Below are 16,633 nucleotides of genomic sequence, written 5' to 3'. Positions count from 1 at the left end.
CGTGAAGAATACTCCAGATAATCAACAGTATTGATGGATTTCAACCTTGCACAACGTATTCAATAAGATGTATAAATATCCGTGGCAATACACGAAAAAAACAGTTCGAACGACTTCCACATACAGCACGAAACCACACAGACACCAAGGGGGAACACCACCATGAAAAATACCAAATTGAAAGCTCTCACCCTGCTCTCCGTCACCGCAGCACTCGCCATGACCGTTGGTTGCGGCTCCAACTCTGCTTCTGACAACACCGGCAGCTCCACCTCCGGCCAGAAAAAACTCGTCCTCATGACCTCGGCCGACTACCCGCCGTATGAATCGCACAAAACGGACGGTGGCTCCGACGAGATCGTAGGTTTTGACATCGACATCGCAAAGGCGATCACCAAAAACCTCGGCTACGACCTGGAGATCAAGGACGTGGACTTCAACGGCCTGCTCCCGGCACTGCAAGCGAAGCAAGCCGACCTCGTCATGGCGGGCATGACCCCGAAACCGGAGCGTCTGCAAAACGCCGATTTCTCCGACATCTATTATGAAGCGAAAAACACCATCGTCGAGAAAAAAGGCGCGAACCTGAAGACGGCCGCCGATCTCAAAGGCAAGAAAGTCGGCGTCCAACTCGGTTCGATCCAAGAAGGCGACGCCAAAAAAATGGACGGCCTCAACATCGTCTCCCTGAACAAAATCGGCGACATCGTCCAAGAACTCAAGTCCGGCCGCATCGACGCCGCGATCATCGAAGACACCGTCGCGAAAGGCTACACCGCTGCAAACACCGATCTCGAGTTCAACACGATCACCTCGACCGAACCGGCAGGCTCTGCCGTTGCGTTCCCGAAAGGCTCCGCACTGGTCGGCGATTTCAACAAAGAACTCAAAAAGCTCAAAGACAGCGGCGAACTCGACAACTTGATCAAAAAATGGTTCGACACCAACAAATAACAAGGGGTGACCGAGGGCATGAATTTGGACTTTAGCAAAATCGTGCCCTCGATCCCGTTTATCTTGAGCGGGATCGGGGTCACGATGGAATACATGCTCCTGTCCGCGTTGTTCGGCTTGATCTGGGGCGTGATTCTCTCACTGTTTAAGATCTCAAACAACAAAGCGTTGAACGGATTCGCGATGGTGTACACGTCGATTTTTCGCGGTACGCCGTTGATCGTCATGTTGGCGCTGATTCATTATGCAACACCGCAGTTGACCGGGTATCGAATTGAAGCGATTCAGTCCGGCGTCATCACGTTCGCCCTGAACTCGGCGGCGTACATTTCGGAGACGATCCGAGGCGGCATCATGTCGGTCGACAAAGGCCAGCGTGAAGCGGCGATGGCGTTAGGAATTCCGTACCGCAAAGCGATGTGGGACATCATCCTCCCGCAAGCGATCAAGAACATTCTCCCGGCGATGGTCAACGAAGGCATCGCGCTGTTAAAAGACACCGCGCTGATCTCGACCATCGGCGCACTCGACCTCTTGCGCCGCGGGAACTTGGTGGCGGCAGAAAAGTACATTTACTTTGAACCGCTGCTGTTCGTGGCGGTGATCTACTACACGATGGTCATGATCTTGACCGGCGGAGCGAAAGTGTTGGAAAGGAGATTGCGTCGCAGTGATTAAAGTGGAAAACCTCTCGAAGTCGTTTGGCAAACTGGAAGTCCTGCACGACATCTCCGTCGAAGTGGGCAAGGGAGAAGTCGTCGCGATCATCGGCCCGTCCGGGTCGGGGAAATCGACGTTGCTTCGCTGCTTGAACCTGTTGGAAGTGCCGAGCGCGGGACATGTCTACATCAAGGGCGAGGAAATCACCGATCCCAAAGCAAACACGATGAAGATTCGCCAAGAGATCGGCATGGTGTTTCAGCACTTCCACCTGTTCCCGAACATGACGGTGCTGGACAACGTCGCCTACGCACCGATCAACGTGAAAAAGGTTCCGAAGGAGCAAGCGCGCAAACAAGCGCTGGAGTTGCTGACCCGCGTGGGTCTTGCCGATAAAGCGGACGTGTATCCGTCGAGACTGTCGGGTGGGCAGAAGCAACGGGTTGCGATTGCGCGCAGTCTTGCGATGGAGCCGGAGATTCTGCTGTTCGACGAGCCGACGTCGGCACTCGATCCCGAAATGGTGAAGGAAGTGCTCGCCGTCATGAAATCTCTGGCGCACACGGGGATCACGATGGCGATCGTCACCCACGAGATGGGGTTCGCCCGCGAAGTGGCGGATCGAATCCTGTTCCTCGACGGGGGCCGGATTGTAGAAGACGCAACCCCGGAAGCGTTTTTCTCGCAACCGAAAAGCGAACGGGCCAGGACGTTTTTGGAGAAGATGCTGTAAGAGCTGGAGTACGAAAAAGAAAAGAGCCGAACCCCTTTGCGGATCGGCTCTTTTTTTGCATACTGTAAAGTATTGGGAGGTGTATTCCACATGTTCCGGATCTTCACCAAATACAAAAAACTCGTCTACTCCTGCGTTGGCCATACAACGTACTTCAAAGTCGTCGGCAAACTCCAAGGCTCCGGCATCCCGTACCGCACGAAATCCTCAGGAGGCTTCTCCGATTTCAACATGCCCGAACTCATCTCCTATGACATCTACGTGAAGCGAGAGGACGAAGGCAGGGCGTTGCAGGCCATTCACGACAGGAGATAAGTTCAAAAAGGCTGGCTTTTTTTCTCAGGACAAGGTAGAGTACTATCACAGACTTTTTTCAAAAAACGGAGGTGAGCATGATGCCGAGAGCAGAGAACCGCAAGAAGCCGACGAACCAATCGGGTGGCGGCATGAAGCAAGGCGGATTCCAAAACAAATCCAACGGATCGTCCGGATCCGGATTTGGCCAAGCGGACTCCAAGAAGCAAGCCCTGATTGAGAAAATGAAAAAGCAACTGTCTGACAAACAGAACGAATCCTAGAATCGTACCGCTCGAACAAAACGTGCGAAAAAAAACCGCAGTCGCCCAATGGCACCTGCGGTTTTTTTTATTACGATTCATCATTTCCCGAGCAATTGTTTCATCGCGACATCCAAAGTTGGATAACGGAATTGAAAACCGTGGTCGAGGACTTTTTTGGGCAAGACGCGTTGCCCTTCCAACAACAGAACGGACAGCTCCCCGAACAGGAGCTTCATCATAAAGGACGGTACCGGCATCCAATGCGGTCTTCCTGCCACACGGCCCACGATCCGTCCGAATTGGTCGTTGGTCAGGGGGTTGGGTGCTGTACCGTTCACCGCGCCTGCCACCTCGGGGTTCTCGATGCAAAAGTCGATCAGGCGCACCATGTCCTCGATGTGAATCCACGACAACACTTGACGACCGTTGCCGACTTTGCCGCCGACGAATAGGCGATAAGGCATGAACATTTTGGGAAAAGCACCGCCGTCCATCCCGAGGACGATGCCGACGCGCACTTTCACGATGCGGGAAGCCGAGATTTCATCGGCGGCTTTTTCCCATTCTTCGACGACATCGGAGAGGAAGTGGTCGTGGATGTGCGGGGAGTTTTCATCGAACGTCGCCGTTTCGGACAACCCGTAGATCGACATGCCGGATGCGTTGACGACGACAGCGGGCTTGTTCTCCAACTTGGCGACGAAGTCTGCAATCTGTCCTGTGGTATCCAGACGCGATTGCAAGATGCGCCGCTTCGCATCCTCCGTCCAGCGCTGGTTGATCGATTCGCCCGCCAAATTGACGATGGCCTCGACTCCTTCGAGACGGTGCGGGTTTTGTTCGAGGTCTTTCCAGGTGACCGAAGTCAGCAGGGGGTCGGAGGTCGGTTGTTGCGAGCGGGAGATGAGGAACACCTCGTGTTTATTTTGAAGCCAGTTTGAGATCAAGTGCTGTCCAATGAAGCCACTACCACCTGCGATGGCGATTTTCATCTCGATCACTCCTTGGGAGGGGTTAATGTTTTGACTTCCACTTTGAGTTTTGTCATGATGAGTGTATGTGAAGAAGAAGGAGATCGTTGTCATGAAGGACTTTCACCAATCCCCGAACTTTCGCGAAGGCAAATTCGTCAACCTGATCCCGACCGATATGAACACGGGGTTCAAAGATACCGTTTCGATGTTGAAGGACTTTCTCAAGCCGCATCCCAATCGCAAGCCTACAACCCCGATTGCAGTCGAGTCGGTGGGTCTCGCTCCGAACCGCGATTTGAAACAGACCAAAGTCACATGGCTCGGGCACTCCGCGTTGCTTCTGGAAGTGGACGGCAAAACGCTGTTGCTCGACCCGATGTTGGGGGCGACGCCATCGCCCGTGCCGCCATTTGGAGGCAAGCGGTACAGCAAGGAAGCCCCGCTCAAAATCGAAGACCTCCCGCCGATTGATGCCGTGCTGCTTTCCCACGACCATTATGACCATCTCGATACGCCCTCGATTAAAAAGCTCAAGGACAAAGTCCGGAAGTTCTTCGTCCCGCTCGGTGTGGGAAGTCATCTGGTCCGCTGGGGCGTCGATCCAGCGAAAATCAAGGAACACGACTGGTGGGACGAAACGGAATTCGCCGGGTTGAAACTTGTCTGCACGCCGGCGCGGCACTTTTCCGGCAGAAGTTTGACCGACCGCAATACGACATTGTGGGCTTCGTGGGTGATTCTCGGCGAGCAGAGCAAGATCTATTTCAGTGGAGACAGCGGGTACGGTCCGCATTTTCAAGAGATCGGTGAGAAGTTGGGGCCGTTTGATCTGACGTTTATGGAATGCGGTCAATACGACGAGCGCTGGTCGACCATTCACATGATGCCGGAACAGACGGTGCAAGCGCACTTGGATGTAAAAGGGAACCTGTTGATTCCCATCCATTGGGCGGCGTTCACGTTGGCGTTCCATTCGTGGACCGACCCGATTGAACGCGTCACCCAAGCGGCACGAGAGCACGGCGTCTCGATCTCCACGCCGCGAATCGGGGAGACCGTCCACCTCGGTGCGGCGGAGTACCCCACTTCCACATGGTGGAAGGAACAGTCCTGATAACCATATAGTACCACAGGGCGACGAACAGAAGCAGACAGCGTTATCGAAAAAAGGACCTGCCATCAACCGAAAAAAGAGAAGCCACGAAACAAAAAAAAGAGAAGCCACTTTCGGCTTCTCTTTTTTCTATTCTTCTTCTTTGGTTGCCGCTGTCTCTGCTGCAACTTGTCCTTTTTCCGCACGGTTGCCGGCCATCTTGCCCACGACCATGACCAGCACAGCCAGGACAATCGGGAGCACATAGTGCGCCACCGGGAACGACGCTTCGATTTTGGTTGCAATCGCGTCGTCGCCGAGGATCATCTCGCCCGCCGTGTAGCCGAGCAAGCCCGCGCCAAGCAGTGCGATGATCGGGAAACGGTTCATGAGGGTCATCAGAAGTTGACTGCCCCAGATAATCAGCGGGATGGAGATCGCCAAACCGATGAGGATGATGAGGAAGTTGCCGTTCGCAGCGCCCGCGACCGCGACGACGTTGTCGAGACTCATGATCAGGTCGGCGATGATGATGGTTTTCACCGCTTCACGCATCGAGCTACCCGATTTCAGGTTGTCTCCATCCTCGTCACCTGCGAGCAATTTGTATGCAATGAACAGAAGCATCAAGCCGCCTGCAATTTGTACAAACGGAATTTCAAGCAACCAGACCGCCAAGAACGTCAGGACGATCCGCAAACCGATGGCACCGAAACTGCCCCAGAATACCGCTTTTTTCTGCAATTCTTGCGGCAGATTGCGACAAGCCAACGCAATCACGACCGCGTTATCTCCACTCAACACGATGTTGATGAGGATAAGTTTTAACAGATCGAGGATGAAAGTTTCCAAATTCAATCCGCCTCCTATTCACTTTACATCTTACCACAGCTCTCCTACAAGACTACCAGCTACACTCAAAAATTGCATTAAGTTTCTTTTTTCCATATTGTTCGTTTAGTCCTCATGAACAAAATGACCAAAATGTGCAGAATGATCTTTTTGCAACTTAGTTTCCGTAACACAAAATTCAGAAAGAACGATGATATGATGTTGACCATGAACTGAAAGCGCTCTCATCTTCTTTCATCATAAAGGGGGACATACACAATGAAAACCAAACAAAAATGGGCGGTTGCCCTGCTGACCGGCGTCATGGCGCTGAGCTTGACCGCTTGTGCAGACAAAACATCCTCGAACGGCGGCGATAGCAAAGCAAGCAACTACCCGGAGAAGCCGATCGTCATGGTCGCACCGTCCGGCGCAGGCGGAGGCTGGGACAAAACGGCTCGCTCCGTCACCAAAGTGCTCGGCGAAGCGAAACTGGTCGACCAAACGATGACGGTTGAAAACAAACCGGGCGGCGGCGGCACCGTGTTCATGGCGGACTATGCAACGGCCGAGAAGAAAAACGACTACCGACTGTTCGTTTCCTCTCCGCCGATCTTGATCAACAACCTCAAGAAGGAAGGCTACACCCCGTACGGCTACAAAAACACCACCCCGCTTGCCCAACTCACCCGTGACTACGGTGCAATCGTCGTGAAAGCGGATTCGAAATACACCGACTTGAAATCGCTGGTAGACGCGCTGAAAGCTGACCCGTCCAAGATCACCATCGCCGGCGGCTCTGCTCCGGGTTCGATGGACCACCTCGTCGCGGTCCTGCCTGCTTTCAAATCGGGCGTTGACCCCAAGAAAGTCAAGTATGTGTCCTACGACGGCGGCGGTGAAGCGATCGCAGCTCTGCTTGGCGGCAATGCCGATGCAATCGGCACCGATGCTTCCTCGGTCGGCGAGTACCTCAAAGCAGGCAAAGTCAAAGTTCTGGCTGTCGCAGCTCCGCAACGCCTCGGCGGTGACCTGAAAGACATCCCGACGATGAAAGAACAAGGCGTGGACGCAGAATTCCTGATCTGGCGCGGCGTGTTCGGCCCGCAAGACATGTCTGACGCAGCCAAGAAATTCTGGAATGACAAACTGAAAGCCCTGTCCGACTCCCCGGAATGGAAAAAAGAACTGCAAGTCAACGGCTGGGAATCCGACTACAAAAATGCAGACGACTTCAAAGCCTACCTTGCTAAGCAAGAAGTCGAAGTCAAAGACATGCTGACCGCACTCGGCATGGCGAAATAATGGTGAGAACATGAACAAAACATTCGACCGCTACGCAAGTCTCGTCTCTCTGATCCTCGCGGTGGCGTTCATCGTCGGGAGTCAGAGCATCGCGGACAGTGCGTACGGGAGCAACGTCGGCCCGGACATTTTCCCGCTGGGTCTGGGGATCGTCTTCGGCTTGCTCTCCCTGCGCCTGTTCTATGAAACCTTCAAGTACCCCAAGCAAGAAGGGGAGTCCAAGGAAAAGCTGGACTACAAACGCTTCGGGATCATTTTTGTCACCGCCGTACTCTACGCCTATTTCTTAGAAGAAATCGGATATATCATCGGCACGTTCGTGTTTCTCCTGATCGGGTTCCAGACGATGCAAAAAGGCAAGTGGCTCTCGTCGGTGCTCATCTCGGCCCTGTTTTCCTACGGGGTGTACTTCATCTTCGTTCAAATTCTGCAAGGTACCCTGCCAGGCTGGCCCGTCTGGCTGGGGTTGTAAGGGGGTGGCAAAATGGATGTGATGCAGTATTTACTGAACGGTTTTGCCACGGCGTTTGAATGGCACAATCTCGTCTTCGCGTTCGTCGGCGTTTTGATCGGAACTGCGGTCGGCGTGCTGCCGGGCATCGGCCCAATGAGCGGCGTGGCGCTTTTGATTCCGGTCACGGCGTCGCTGACCAGCGGGCTTGGCCAAGAAGCGGCGGCGACCTCCTCGATTATTTTGCTGGCAGGGGTGTACTACGGGGCGATGTACGGCGGCTCCACCACTTCGATTTTGCTGAATACGCCGGGGGAGTCTTCCTCTGTGGTAACTGCACTCGACGGCTACCAGATGGCCAAGCAAGGCCGTGCCGGTGCCGCGCTGTCGATTGCCGCCATCGGTTCGTTCGTAGCGGGCGTCGTCTCGCTGATCGCATTGGTTCTCTTGGCGCAACCTTTGTCCGAAGTCGCGCTCAAGTTCGGCCCCGCTGAGTACTTCTCGCTGATGATCCTCGGTCTCTGTGCCGTCTCAGGTTTGGCGGGCAAGTCGATGACGAAAGCGCTGATGATGACCGTTTTCGGCCTCATGCTTGGCACGATTGGGATCGACAACGTCTCGGGCGTCGGTCGCTTCACGTATGACATTCCGCAACTCTATCAAGGTCTGGAATTCTTGACCATCGCGGTCGGTCTGTTCGCACTGGGCGAAGTCTTCAAGACGATCCTTGAACGCGAGCAAAATGGCGGCGATATGGCGAAGATCACCCGCATCCTCCCGACCAAGCAAGACATGAAGGAAAGTGCGGGCCCGATCGCTCGCGGCTCTCTGCTTGGCTTCTTCATCGGCATCTTGCCGGGTGCCGGCGCAACGCTCGCTTCGTTCTTCGCGTACATCATGGAGAAAAAACTCTCCAAGAACCCGGAGAAGTTCGGCAAAGGCGCGATCGCAGGCGTCGCTTCTCCTGAATCGGCAAACAACGCAGCGTCTGGCGGGGCGATGATTCCGCTCTTGACGATGGGGATTCCGGGCTCGGGCACCACGGCGATTCTCATGGGGGCGTTGATCATGTACAACGTCCAGCCGGGTCCCTTGCTGTTCGAAGAGCATCCCCAAGTGGCGTGGGGCTTGATCGCGTCGATGTTCATCGGCAACTTGATGTTGCTTGCGTTGAACATGCCGTTGGTCAAAGTATTCGCCAAGATCATTCAGATGCCGCCGAAGTACCTGATTCCGATGATCGTCGCGATTTCTGTCTTCGGGGTCTATGCGGTTCAAACCAACACGTTCGACCTGATGCTGTTGATGGGGTTCGGGGTCGCCGGCTACTTCCTTTTGAAAAACGACTTCCCGCTCGCTCCGCTCGTCTTGGGCCTCGTCCTCGGCCCGATGATCGAAAACAACATGCGCCGTGCCTTGACCGCTTCCAACGGCGACTTCATGATCTTCTTGCAAAAACCGGTCTCCTTGGTGTTCCTGATCATCGCAGTTTTGTGGATCACCGTCCCGCTTTTGCTGAAGTTGCGCGGCAAAAAAGTATTGGTCAACGAAGAAGGTTAAGTTTTACAAATAAACCCATTCCTTTAACGGGAATGGGTTTTTCGATATGATAGGAGGAGAAGGGGGCGTTTCTGCTGCGCTTGCAAACCAAACTGATACTTCTGATCTGTTCCCTGATCTTTGTCATTATCAGTATTTTTGGAATTTATCTCGAACATATGGAAACACAAATTATGAAAAACGAGATCGGGACGCGGGCGCTCGCCGTTGCTGAAACGGTCGCTCAAATTCCCGAGATCAAAAACGCGTTCGACGACCCCGAACCGTGGATTGTGATTCAACCGATTGTCGAGGAAATTCGCGTCAAGACGGACGCCGAGTACATCGTGGTCGGCAATCGCGAAGGCATCCGTTTTTCCCATCCTGTTCCGGATCGAATCGGCAAAGAGATGGTCGGCGGTGACAACGGGCCGGTTCTGCAAGGGCATTCGATCATTTCAGAAGCGGTCGGTTCTTTGGGGCCGTCCTTGCGTGGCAAGGCGCCGATCTTCGGGGCACAGGGGCAGGTCATCGGCATCGTGTCCGTGGGGATGATGCAAGAGGACATCGCGGCACGCACAGCTCCGTATCAGAAAAAAATCATCTGGCTGATTCAACTGTCGTTTGGCATCGGCGTCATCGGAGCCCTGCTGATCTCCACGGGGGTGAAACGGGCGATCTTGGGCTTGGAGCCGCGTGAGATCGGGCGGTTGTATCGGGAGAAACAAGCGGTGTTGGAGTCGATTCGCGAAGGCATCATCGCCGTCAACCAAGCGGGCAACGTCACGATGGTCAACCAAACGGCGGCGAGGATGTTCGGTTTTGCCGAGGGCGGGGAAGTCGTGGGGTCGTACATTTTAGATGTGCTGCCGGGTTCGCGTTTGCTGGAAGTGGTGCAGTCGGGACAGTCGGAGTACGACCAAGAAATGATCGGCGTCGATGATGCGCTGATCGTCAATCGAGTGCCGGTTGTGGACCATCGCGGGCACGTCATCGGAGCGGTGGCGAGTTTCCGAAGCAAGACGGAGCTCTACAAAGTGACGGAGGAATTGTCGCAAGTGAAGCGCTACGCCGAATCGTTGCGGGCGCAGACGCATGAGTTTTCCAACAAGCTGTATATGATCTCCGGGCTGATTCAGTTGGAATCGTATCAGGAAGCGTTGGAGTTGATCACACGCGAGTCGGATGTGCATCAGAATCTCGTGCAGTTTATCATGCAACAAGTGCCCGACCCGATGATCGGAGGACTTTTGATCGGCAAATTCAACCGCGCCCAGGAGCTCAAAGTCGAACTGAAACTCGACCCGCACAGTTCGTTTGTGGATGTGCCTTTGAGTTTGGATCGCAGTCATTTCGTGACGATCTTAGGCAACTTGTTGGAGAATGCGATGGAAGCGGTGCTCGGGGAGGAGAGTACGGAGAAGCAAGTGCGGGTGTTGTTGACCGACCTCGGCGATGATTGTATTTTGGAAGTCGAAGATACAGGGCCGGGGGTGCCGGAAGCCGTTCTCGCAAGCATGTTTGACGTGGGAGTTTCCACCAAAGCCGAGCAGCATCGCGGATTCGGGCTTGCTCTGGTCAAGCGGGCGGTGGAACAACTCGGCGGGTATATTACCTATACAGCGTTGCAACCGCGGGGAAGTCTGTTCACAGTTGCGATTCCAAAACGGAAAGCAGGGAGAGGAGACGGAGCATGAACGTACTGATCGTAGAGGACGACCTGCGCATCGCAGAGATCAACAGACGATTTGTTGAAAAAGTACCGGGATACAAAGTGATCGGAATTGCCACCGACCAAGCGCAGGCGCAGGAGCAACTTGAGATCTTGCGGCCTGATCTGGTGATGTTGGATATTTTTTTCCCGGATATGAACGGGTTGGATCTGTTGCGGTATATCAAGGAACACCATCGGGAGACGGATGTGATCATGATTACGGCGTCGAAGGAAGTCGGCACGGTGGAAGACGCGCTGCGCAGCGGAGTTTTTGACTTCATCGTGAAGCCGTTGGTGTTTGAGCGGTTTCAGAAGACCTTGCTGCGCTTCCAAGAGTATCGCGGGAAGTTGGATCGTTTGAAAACGGAGCGCGTTCAGATCGAGCAAGAGGAGATCGACCGCCTGCTCCACAGCCAAGGGGAGAAAAAGGACTCCTACCTGCCCAAAGGCATCGACACCCTGACGCTCGAAAAAATCACCGGCGTCATCGCCGCGGAACGAGTCGGCCTCACCGCCGAAGCGGTCGGCCGCCAGATCGGCGTCTCACGCTCCACCGCCCGCCGCTACCTCGAATTCCTCGTCTCCAAAGACCAAGTCACCGCCGACCTGTCCTACGGCGATGTCGGCAGGCCCGAACGGGTCTACCGAGGAGTTTACTCGGGCTAGAACCTTACACACATAAAATCAGAAATAGATCGCCGAGGAACCAACTCAAGGGCGATCTATTTTTTTCTCAAACATACTTCTCAAACCAAGCAAAAATCGCCTCATCTCGCGCTTCTTTCACAGTCTCTAAATGATGGTCGCCTTCTGGATAGAGGATGAATTTGTGCTCGTACCCCAGTTCCTGCAATCGCTCCACCAACTCCATAGACTCCTCCGGAAAAACTCGCTTGTCCACGCCGCCCGCTTGGATCAACAGCGGCACCCGCAATTCCTCCACCCATCGCAACGCCGACCTCTCCTCATACGCAGTGGGATTCTCCTCCGGCTCTCCGAACAAATCTCCGTACAACTGCTCCAACGCATGAGGCAACGGCCTGCGAGCCAAGTCTGTCGGTGCGCTCGTCACAGCGGCCGCCAGCAGCTTCATCCCGTGCCGAATGCACAGATACGTCATCATCCCACCCCGCGAATGTCCAAACATCACCATCCGCTCCACATCCGCCTCTGACAGGCTCTCTGCCAGCCACGAGAGCGCAACTACATCCTTCAAATCCACTCCGCCATATTCATCGCGCCCCTGCCCGCCGTCATTGCCGCGATACTGTGTCGCCAGCACGACATACCCGCGCGCCGCATACCCGGCGATTCGACGCAAGGCCTCGTCCTTGATCTTGCTAAACGACCGAAACCCGCCCCGGTTGTAGATCATCACGGGAAACTTCTGACCCACACGTGCCGCCAACGGCTTTGCAAGAAATCCAACCACCTTCAACCCGTCCACGAGATAGAGGATTCGTTCGACCGTCACTTGGTCACGATACTCTTCATGGACGAGCATCGATTTTCGAGATACAATCGTCCCATCCAAAGGCATCCGCTCCATCAGCAAACTTCCTTTCGTCAAATCAAGTCTCAAATCAATTTCAAATCTTCGTCTTCTATAATGCAAACATCCAAGAAAAGAGAGCACCATACAAGGAGTTGGAGTTATGGAAAAAGGTCGTCTACGCATCTGGGTCCCTGCAATTCTCGTGATCCTCGTCAGTGCAGCACTCATTGCCTACTATTATTATAGCATTCCGACCCGCGTACCGGGCCAACGCCCGCCGATGGGCGAAGGGATGGGCAACGGTCAGCGTCCACCTGGCATGCACAAAGAAGAAGGCAACGAAATTTTCACTCTCCTCGGCAACATCGCCATCGCCTTCGGGGGCCTGAGCTTCTGGTGGTTCCTGTTCAAGAAAAAACTCGGCACCCCGAACAACTTGATCAAAAAAACCGGCAAGCTCCTCTACAAAGTCCATACCTACACCGGATACATCGCCTTGATTCTGGTCACGATCCACGGCGGATACTACCTGATCACCAAATTCAGCGACGCCAAAGTCAAGTCCGGTCTCGCCGGCTTCTTGCTCCTGCTCGCCCTGGCGATCTACGGCATGCTGTTCCAACGCGTCAAGAACAAAGACATGCGCAAAACGCACTTCGTGCTCACCAACGCATGGCTCGTCGTGCTCTGCATCCATGCGGGAGGTTTTTTCTTCTTCATGATCTGCGCCACCGTCGTCGTCTGGGGCCTCGTCTGGTACCTCAGCAAGAACGCCAAGAAACCGGAACTCCGACCCGAAAACTAAACACTCGCGAAAAAGAAGCCCAACTTACTCCGTTGGGCTTTTTTTCTCCACTACTTCTGCTCACGAAACCCTCTGACCTTCTTGGCATGACAGCAACCTCCATCTGCGCTACAATAAACTCAACAACACTACATAGGAGGAACTCCCTCATGGAACTGAATCTTACCGGACGCACGGGGCATGACACCCCGGAGGATTTCGCTACGCTGTCTGTCGTCATGATCGACGGCGACGAGATTTATGTTGACAACGGTGCCATCCACGGCAAGTCCCGCCTCGAACGCGGCGTCGATTTCCGCACCTATACCAAACCGGAGGACGTCCCGAACGGCCGCCGCATCCAAGAAGTCTGGATTCAATTGAAAACGTTCGAGTCCGGCCGCGGCTACCACGGCATCGTCTCCGCCGAAATCGTCGTCAACCGCGATCTCATGGTCGGCTACAAAAGCGTCGGCCCGCTGGTCATGGCGATGGAGGGCGCGATCAAAGGCAAAGTCCAACTCCCGCATCTCGATGCCGACCAAAAAACCAAGCTCCGCACCTTCATGGAAACGTTCCGCGCAGACCTCTGGGCCAACACGCCGGATGACGTCAAAGCACAGCTTGCCTAACCCCTTTTGCGCAAAAAAACACCCTGTTTTCGCGTGTCGGCGACAGGGTGTTTTTTCGATTTGCGGGGATACTAGCAACAGCCATCGATCGCGACTGCAAGTTCATACTAAAAGATGAGAAAATATTATTTCTAATCTAGCACCAAAGGTGATATAATGGCTTTCGTTATGTTTCTGACGAAAGGAAAGGTGTGAGAATGCAAAACCAAACCCCCCTGTTCACGAAGCTCGTGGAACACGCGAGCCGGAACCCGATTCAATTTCACATTCCCGCGCATAAAAAAGGCTTCGGGATGCCGAACGAATTCTCCGAGTTCATCGGACCGAACGCATTGTCCATAGATTTGATCAACATCGCGCCGTTGGACGACCTGCATTCGCCGAAGGGAATTATCAAGGAGGCGCAGGAGCTGGCCGCACGCGCGTACGGCGCGGACCATACTTATTTCTCGGTACACGGAACGTCCGGTGCGATCATGACGATGGTCATGGCTGCCGTCGGCCCCGGTGAGAAAATTCTCGTACCGCGAAACGTCCACAAGTCGATCCTCTCGGCGATCATCTTCTCTGGAGCGCATCCAGTATTTATGCATCCGGAGATCGATCCGGAGATCGGCATCGCCCACGGCGTATCGCTCGATACGGTTCGCAAGGCGCTTGACGAAAACGCAGACGCCAAAGCGCTGCTTCTGATCAACCCGACCTACTTCGGTGTGTCCGCCGATCTCAAGTCGATTGTGGATCTGTCGCATGAACGCGGCATCCCGGTTTTGGTTGACGAAGCGCACGGCGTGCTGTTTGGCTTCCACGAAGACTTGCCGCTCTCGGCGATGCAAGCCGGTGCCGACATGGCGGCCACGTCCGTTCACAAACTCGGCGGCTCCATGACGCAGAGTTCGGTGCTCAACGTCCGCGAAGGCTTGGTCTCGCCGGACCACGTCCAATCGGTGCTCTCCATGTTGCATACGACTTCGACGTCGTACCTGCTGCTGGCCTCGTTGGACGTCGCACGGAAGAACCTCGCCATCCACGGCCACGACCTGATTACCAAAACACTGGAACTCGCCCGCGCTTGCCGCAACCGCATCAATGCGATCGACGGTCTCTACTGCTTCGGCGACGAGATTCTGAAAAACTCCGCAACCTTCGCACACGACCCGTTGAAAATCAACGTCACCGTCTCCAACTTAGGTCTGACGGGCTGGGAAGTCGAGAAGATTCTGCGCACCGACTTCAACATCGAAGTCGAAATGTCCGACCTCTACAACATTCTCTGCATCATCACGTTCGGCGACACGCAAGAAACGATTGACGCGCTCGTCAGCGCACTTGAAGTGATCGCGACGAAGTACCGCCGCGAAGTTCTGGAGCGCAAACAGGTCAAGTACCCGTCCACGCCGCTGCTGGCCCTTTCGCCGCGCGACGCGTTCTACAACAAGCAGACGGAGATCATCCCGCTTGCAGAAGCGGCCGGCCGCATCATCGCCGAGTTCATCATGGTCTACCCGCCGGGTATCCCGATTGTCATGCCGGGCGAAGTCGTCACCACCGACAACATCGACTACATCGTCGAACATGTCAAAGAAGGTCTGCCGGTCCAAGGCCCGGACGATCCCAACATAGAATTCGTCAAAGTTCTCAAATAATACCCGAAAAAGAGCTCCCGTCCACCGCCGAGGTGGACGGGAGCTTTTTTCCAATTCGGTGGGAACCCGCAGTCTCATCGGCTGCGGAGGATTTCCCAGTCGGTTTCCAGTTATCACCTAGTGAAGCACTCGGGATTGTCTGGTAGAGTTATGCCTATGTTCGACAGCGAACGACAAATAAAACTTAACAAGCCGAATCCTCACTTTCGAAGAGGAGCGGAGGAACCAAACTTGGGGTGAACCCGTGACAACTCGTCAACGGGCGGGAACCTTCTTCCCGAATCCGTCAGCTAACTCCGCAGGCTTTTAGAAGGGACGTGCAACATGATGAACATGAAGAAAAATTGGAAGCACCTCCTCGTAGGTACTCTGATGATGGCAGGCGCACTGACCCTGATCAACACCAAGGCCGAAGCGGCCGCAATCACCGTCCAACCGGGCCAAACCCTTTCCGAGCTGGCGAAAGTCAACGGCACCACGGTGGCAGCGGTGAAATTCACCAACAACTTGAAATCGGACGTCGTTCTCGCAGGCCAAACGCTCAACATGCCGTTCCCGTACAAAGTGGGCAACGGTGACTACATGAGCTATCTCGCGAAACGCTACAACACCACCATCGCCGACATCAAACGTGTGAACCACCTCGACCGTGAGAACCTCTTCATCGGCGAAGTGATCACGATTCCGGTCGGCAAGAACACCAACATCACTCCGGTCGTCAAAGCGATCGAAACGTCCCCAGCTCCGGCCAAGGGCGCAGAACACGCAGCGACTCCGGCTCCGGCTCGTGCAGAAGCAAAAGCTCCGACTCCGGTTCGTACCACTCCGGTTCTTGCGCCGGTGAAGCAACCGGCCGCTCCGACCGTTGCCGGCAAGGAATATTCCAAGACCGTTGACGTCGCGGCTACCGCGTACGGTCCGGGCAACATCATGTGGCAATGGGGCGGCAAGACCAAGATGGGCACCCAAGTGCGTGAAGGCGTCATCTCGGTCGACCCGAACGTGATTCCGCTGGGCTCGAAAGTCTGGGTGACCGGCTACAATTCTCCGCTGCTTCCGGCGGGCGGTTTCTTCGCAACTGCCGAAGACACCGGCGGCGCGATCAAGGGCAACCGCATCGACATCTACATCGACGCGAACCACACCCAACTGATCCAGTTCGGCAAGCAAAATATCCAACTCTATATCTTGAAATAAAAAAACCACCTGTTCTCTTGGAGAGCAGGTGGTTTTTTCATGCTCATTTCGGGGAAGTACTGGAA

18 protein-coding genes and 1 riboswitch are annotated in these 16,633 nt (G+C 54.6%); of the genes, 15 read left to right on the top strand and 3 right to left on the bottom strand.

From position 1 onward, the window contains the following. The first annotated feature begins 162 nt into the window (after nucleotides 1-162). From JJB07_RS07350 to JJB07_RS07330, 5 genes are all read left to right on the top strand, one after another. Nucleotides 163-954, top strand: a complete 792-nt coding sequence (locus JJB07_RS07350; RefSeq protein ID WP_201632996.1) for a transporter substrate-binding domain-containing protein — start codon at nucleotides 163-165, stop codon at nucleotides 952-954. A gap of 18 nt (nucleotides 955-972) precedes the next feature. Beyond that, nucleotides 973-1,632 (top strand): amino acid ABC transporter permease, encoded by a 660-nt coding sequence (locus JJB07_RS07345; RefSeq protein WP_201632993.1) that lies wholly within the window; start codon nucleotides 973-975, stop codon nucleotides 1,630-1,632. After that, the gene (locus JJB07_RS07340) at nucleotides 1,625-2,347 is read left to right on the top strand and encodes an ATP-binding cassette domain-containing protein (protein ID WP_201632990.1); all 723 of its coding nucleotides are present in this window, start codon (nucleotides 1,625-1,627) and stop codon (nucleotides 2,345-2,347) included. The genes JJB07_RS07345 and JJB07_RS07340 overlap by 8 nt, the downstream gene beginning before the upstream one ends. Nucleotides 2,348-2,437: 90 nt before the next feature. Next, nucleotides 2,438-2,662, top strand: a complete 225-nt coding sequence (locus JJB07_RS07335) for a hypothetical protein (protein WP_201632987.1) — start codon at nucleotides 2,438-2,440, stop codon at nucleotides 2,660-2,662. A 77-nt stretch (nucleotides 2,663-2,739) separates the two neighbouring features. Further along, nucleotides 2,740-2,925, top strand: coding sequence for a hypothetical protein (locus tag JJB07_RS07330; RefSeq protein ID WP_201632985.1), 186 nt, complete (start codon nucleotides 2,740-2,742; stop codon nucleotides 2,923-2,925). 80 nt (nucleotides 2,926-3,005) lie between these two features. Here the strand turns inward: JJB07_RS07330 and JJB07_RS07325 are convergent, their stop codons facing one another. Further along, on the bottom strand, nucleotides 3,006-3,899 hold the full coding sequence (locus JJB07_RS07325; RefSeq protein ID WP_201632982.1) for a TIGR01777 family oxidoreductase: 894 nt from the start codon (nucleotides 3,897-3,899) through the stop codon (nucleotides 3,006-3,008). A 91-nt stretch (nucleotides 3,900-3,990) separates the two neighbouring features. Here JJB07_RS07325 and JJB07_RS07320 point away from each other — a divergent pair, with 91 nt between their 5' ends. Next, the gene (locus tag JJB07_RS07320; protein WP_201632981.1) at nucleotides 3,991-4,995 is read left to right on the top strand and encodes an MBL fold metallo-hydrolase; all 1,005 of its coding nucleotides are present in this window, start codon (nucleotides 3,991-3,993) and stop codon (nucleotides 4,993-4,995) included. Between the two features lie 129 nt (nucleotides 4,996-5,124). Here the strand turns inward: JJB07_RS07320 and JJB07_RS07315 are convergent, their stop codons facing one another. Next, the gene (locus JJB07_RS07315; protein ID WP_201632980.1) at nucleotides 5,125-5,826 is read right to left on the bottom strand and encodes a TerC family protein; all 702 of its coding nucleotides are present in this window, start codon (nucleotides 5,824-5,826) and stop codon (nucleotides 5,125-5,127) included. Nucleotides 5,827-6,084: 258 nt separating this feature from the next. Between JJB07_RS07315 and JJB07_RS07310 the strand changes: the two genes are divergently transcribed. The 5 genes from JJB07_RS07310 to JJB07_RS07290 all read left to right on the top strand — a co-directional run bounded on the left by JJB07_RS07310 (nucleotide 6,085) and on the right by JJB07_RS07290 (nucleotide 11,480). Next, entirely contained in the window at nucleotides 6,085-7,110 is a 1,026-nt protein-coding gene (locus JJB07_RS07310) for a Bug family tripartite tricarboxylate transporter substrate binding protein (protein WP_201632979.1), read from the top strand. A gap of 10 nt (nucleotides 7,111-7,120) precedes the next feature. Beyond that, nucleotides 7,121-7,582, top strand: coding sequence for a tripartite tricarboxylate transporter TctB family protein (locus tag JJB07_RS07305; protein WP_201632978.1), 462 nt, complete (start codon nucleotides 7,121-7,123; stop codon nucleotides 7,580-7,582). Between the two features lie 12 nt (nucleotides 7,583-7,594). Further along, nucleotides 7,595-9,121: a tripartite tricarboxylate transporter permease gene (locus tag JJB07_RS07300; RefSeq protein ID WP_201632977.1), complete on the top strand. Its 1,527-nt coding sequence runs from the start codon at nucleotides 7,595-7,597 to the stop codon at nucleotides 9,119-9,121. Nucleotides 9,122-9,195: 74 nt separating this feature from the next. Further along, entirely contained in the window at nucleotides 9,196-10,797 is a 1,602-nt protein-coding gene (locus JJB07_RS07295) for an ATP-binding protein (RefSeq protein WP_201634458.1), read from the top strand. Beyond that, nucleotides 10,794-11,480, top strand: coding sequence for a response regulator (locus tag JJB07_RS07290; protein WP_201632976.1), 687 nt, complete (start codon nucleotides 10,794-10,796; stop codon nucleotides 11,478-11,480). Before JJB07_RS07295 ends, JJB07_RS07290 begins: the two co-directional genes overlap by 4 nt. A 67-nt stretch (nucleotides 11,481-11,547) precedes the next feature. Here the strand turns inward: JJB07_RS07290 and JJB07_RS07285 are convergent, their stop codons facing one another. Beyond that, nucleotides 11,548-12,363, bottom strand: coding sequence for an alpha/beta hydrolase family protein (locus JJB07_RS07285; RefSeq protein WP_201632975.1), 816 nt, complete (start codon nucleotides 12,361-12,363; stop codon nucleotides 11,548-11,550). Between the two features lie 106 nt (nucleotides 12,364-12,469). On the opposite strand from JJB07_RS07285, the gene JJB07_RS07280 reads away from it, so the two are divergent. The 4 genes from JJB07_RS07280 to JJB07_RS07265 all read left to right on the top strand — a co-directional run bounded on the left by JJB07_RS07280 (nucleotide 12,470) and on the right by JJB07_RS07265 (nucleotide 16,568). Then, nucleotides 12,470-13,114, top strand: coding sequence for a hypothetical protein (locus tag JJB07_RS07280; RefSeq protein ID WP_201632974.1), 645 nt, complete (start codon nucleotides 12,470-12,472; stop codon nucleotides 13,112-13,114). Nucleotides 13,115-13,263: 149 nt separating this feature from the next. Then, nucleotides 13,264-13,725 carry a YwhD family protein gene (locus JJB07_RS07275; RefSeq protein WP_201632972.1) on the top strand — a complete coding sequence of 154 codons (462 nt, stop codon included), beginning with the start codon at nucleotides 13,264-13,266 and terminating at the stop codon, nucleotides 13,723-13,725. 197 nt (nucleotides 13,726-13,922) lie between these two features. Next, nucleotides 13,923-15,371, top strand: coding sequence for an aminotransferase class I/II-fold pyridoxal phosphate-dependent enzyme (locus tag JJB07_RS07270; RefSeq protein ID WP_201632970.1), 1,449 nt, complete (start codon nucleotides 13,923-13,925; stop codon nucleotides 15,369-15,371). A gap of 180 nt (nucleotides 15,372-15,551) precedes the next feature. Next, nucleotides 15,552-15,691: riboswitch (cyclic di-AMP (ydaO/yuaA leader) on the top strand. 4 nt (nucleotides 15,692-15,695) lie between these two features. Continuing rightward, complete coding sequence (locus JJB07_RS07265) at nucleotides 15,696-16,568, top strand: LysM peptidoglycan-binding domain-containing protein (protein ID WP_201632969.1); 873 nt, start codon at nucleotides 15,696-15,698, stop codon at nucleotides 16,566-16,568. Nucleotides 16,569-16,633 lie beyond the last annotated feature (65 nt).

The sequence above is a fragment of the Tumebacillus amylolyticus genome, assembly GCF_016722965.1.
Lineage (GTDB): Bacteria > Bacillota > Bacilli > Tumebacillales > Tumebacillaceae > Tumebacillus > Tumebacillus amylolyticus.
This window is presented reverse-complemented; position numbering and strand designations above follow the sequence as displayed.

Coding starts and splice junctions, on each gene's coding strand:
- JJB07_RS07350 (WP_201632996.1), top strand. CDS start 163: ATGAAAAATACCAAATTGAAAGCTCTCACCCTGCTCTCCGTCACCGCA.
- JJB07_RS07345 (WP_201632993.1), top strand. CDS start 973: ATGAATTTGGACTTTAGCAAAATCGTGCCCTCGATCCCGTTTATCTTG.
- JJB07_RS07335 (WP_201632987.1), top strand. CDS start 2,438: ATGTTCCGGATCTTCACCAAATACAAAAAACTCGTCTACTCCTGCGTT.
- JJB07_RS07330 (WP_201632985.1), top strand. CDS start 2,740: ATGATGCCGAGAGCAGAGAACCGCAAGAAGCCGACGAACCAATCGGGT.
- JJB07_RS07325 (WP_201632982.1), bottom strand. CDS start 3,899: ATGAAAATCGCCATCGCAGGTGGTAGTGGCTTCATTGGACAGCACTTG.
- JJB07_RS07320 (WP_201632981.1), top strand. CDS start 3,991: ATGAAGGACTTTCACCAATCCCCGAACTTTCGCGAAGGCAAATTCGTC.
- JJB07_RS07310 (WP_201632979.1), top strand. CDS start 6,085: ATGAAAACCAAACAAAAATGGGCGGTTGCCCTGCTGACCGGCGTCATG.
- JJB07_RS07305 (WP_201632978.1), top strand. CDS start 7,121: ATGAACAAAACATTCGACCGCTACGCAAGTCTCGTCTCTCTGATCCTC.
- JJB07_RS07300 (WP_201632977.1), top strand. CDS start 7,595: ATGGATGTGATGCAGTATTTACTGAACGGTTTTGCCACGGCGTTTGAA.
- JJB07_RS07290 (WP_201632976.1), top strand. CDS start 10,794: ATGAACGTACTGATCGTAGAGGACGACCTGCGCATCGCAGAGATCAAC.
- JJB07_RS07285 (WP_201632975.1), bottom strand. CDS start 12,363: ATGGAGCGGATGCCTTTGGATGGGACGATTGTATCTCGAAAATCGATG.
- JJB07_RS07280 (WP_201632974.1), top strand. CDS start 12,470: ATGGAAAAAGGTCGTCTACGCATCTGGGTCCCTGCAATTCTCGTGATC.
- JJB07_RS07275 (WP_201632972.1), top strand. CDS start 13,264: ATGGAACTGAATCTTACCGGACGCACGGGGCATGACACCCCGGAGGAT.
- JJB07_RS07270 (WP_201632970.1), top strand. CDS start 13,923: ATGCAAAACCAAACCCCCCTGTTCACGAAGCTCGTGGAACACGCGAGC.
- JJB07_RS07265 (WP_201632969.1), top strand. CDS start 15,696: ATGATGAACATGAAGAAAAATTGGAAGCACCTCCTCGTAGGTACTCTG.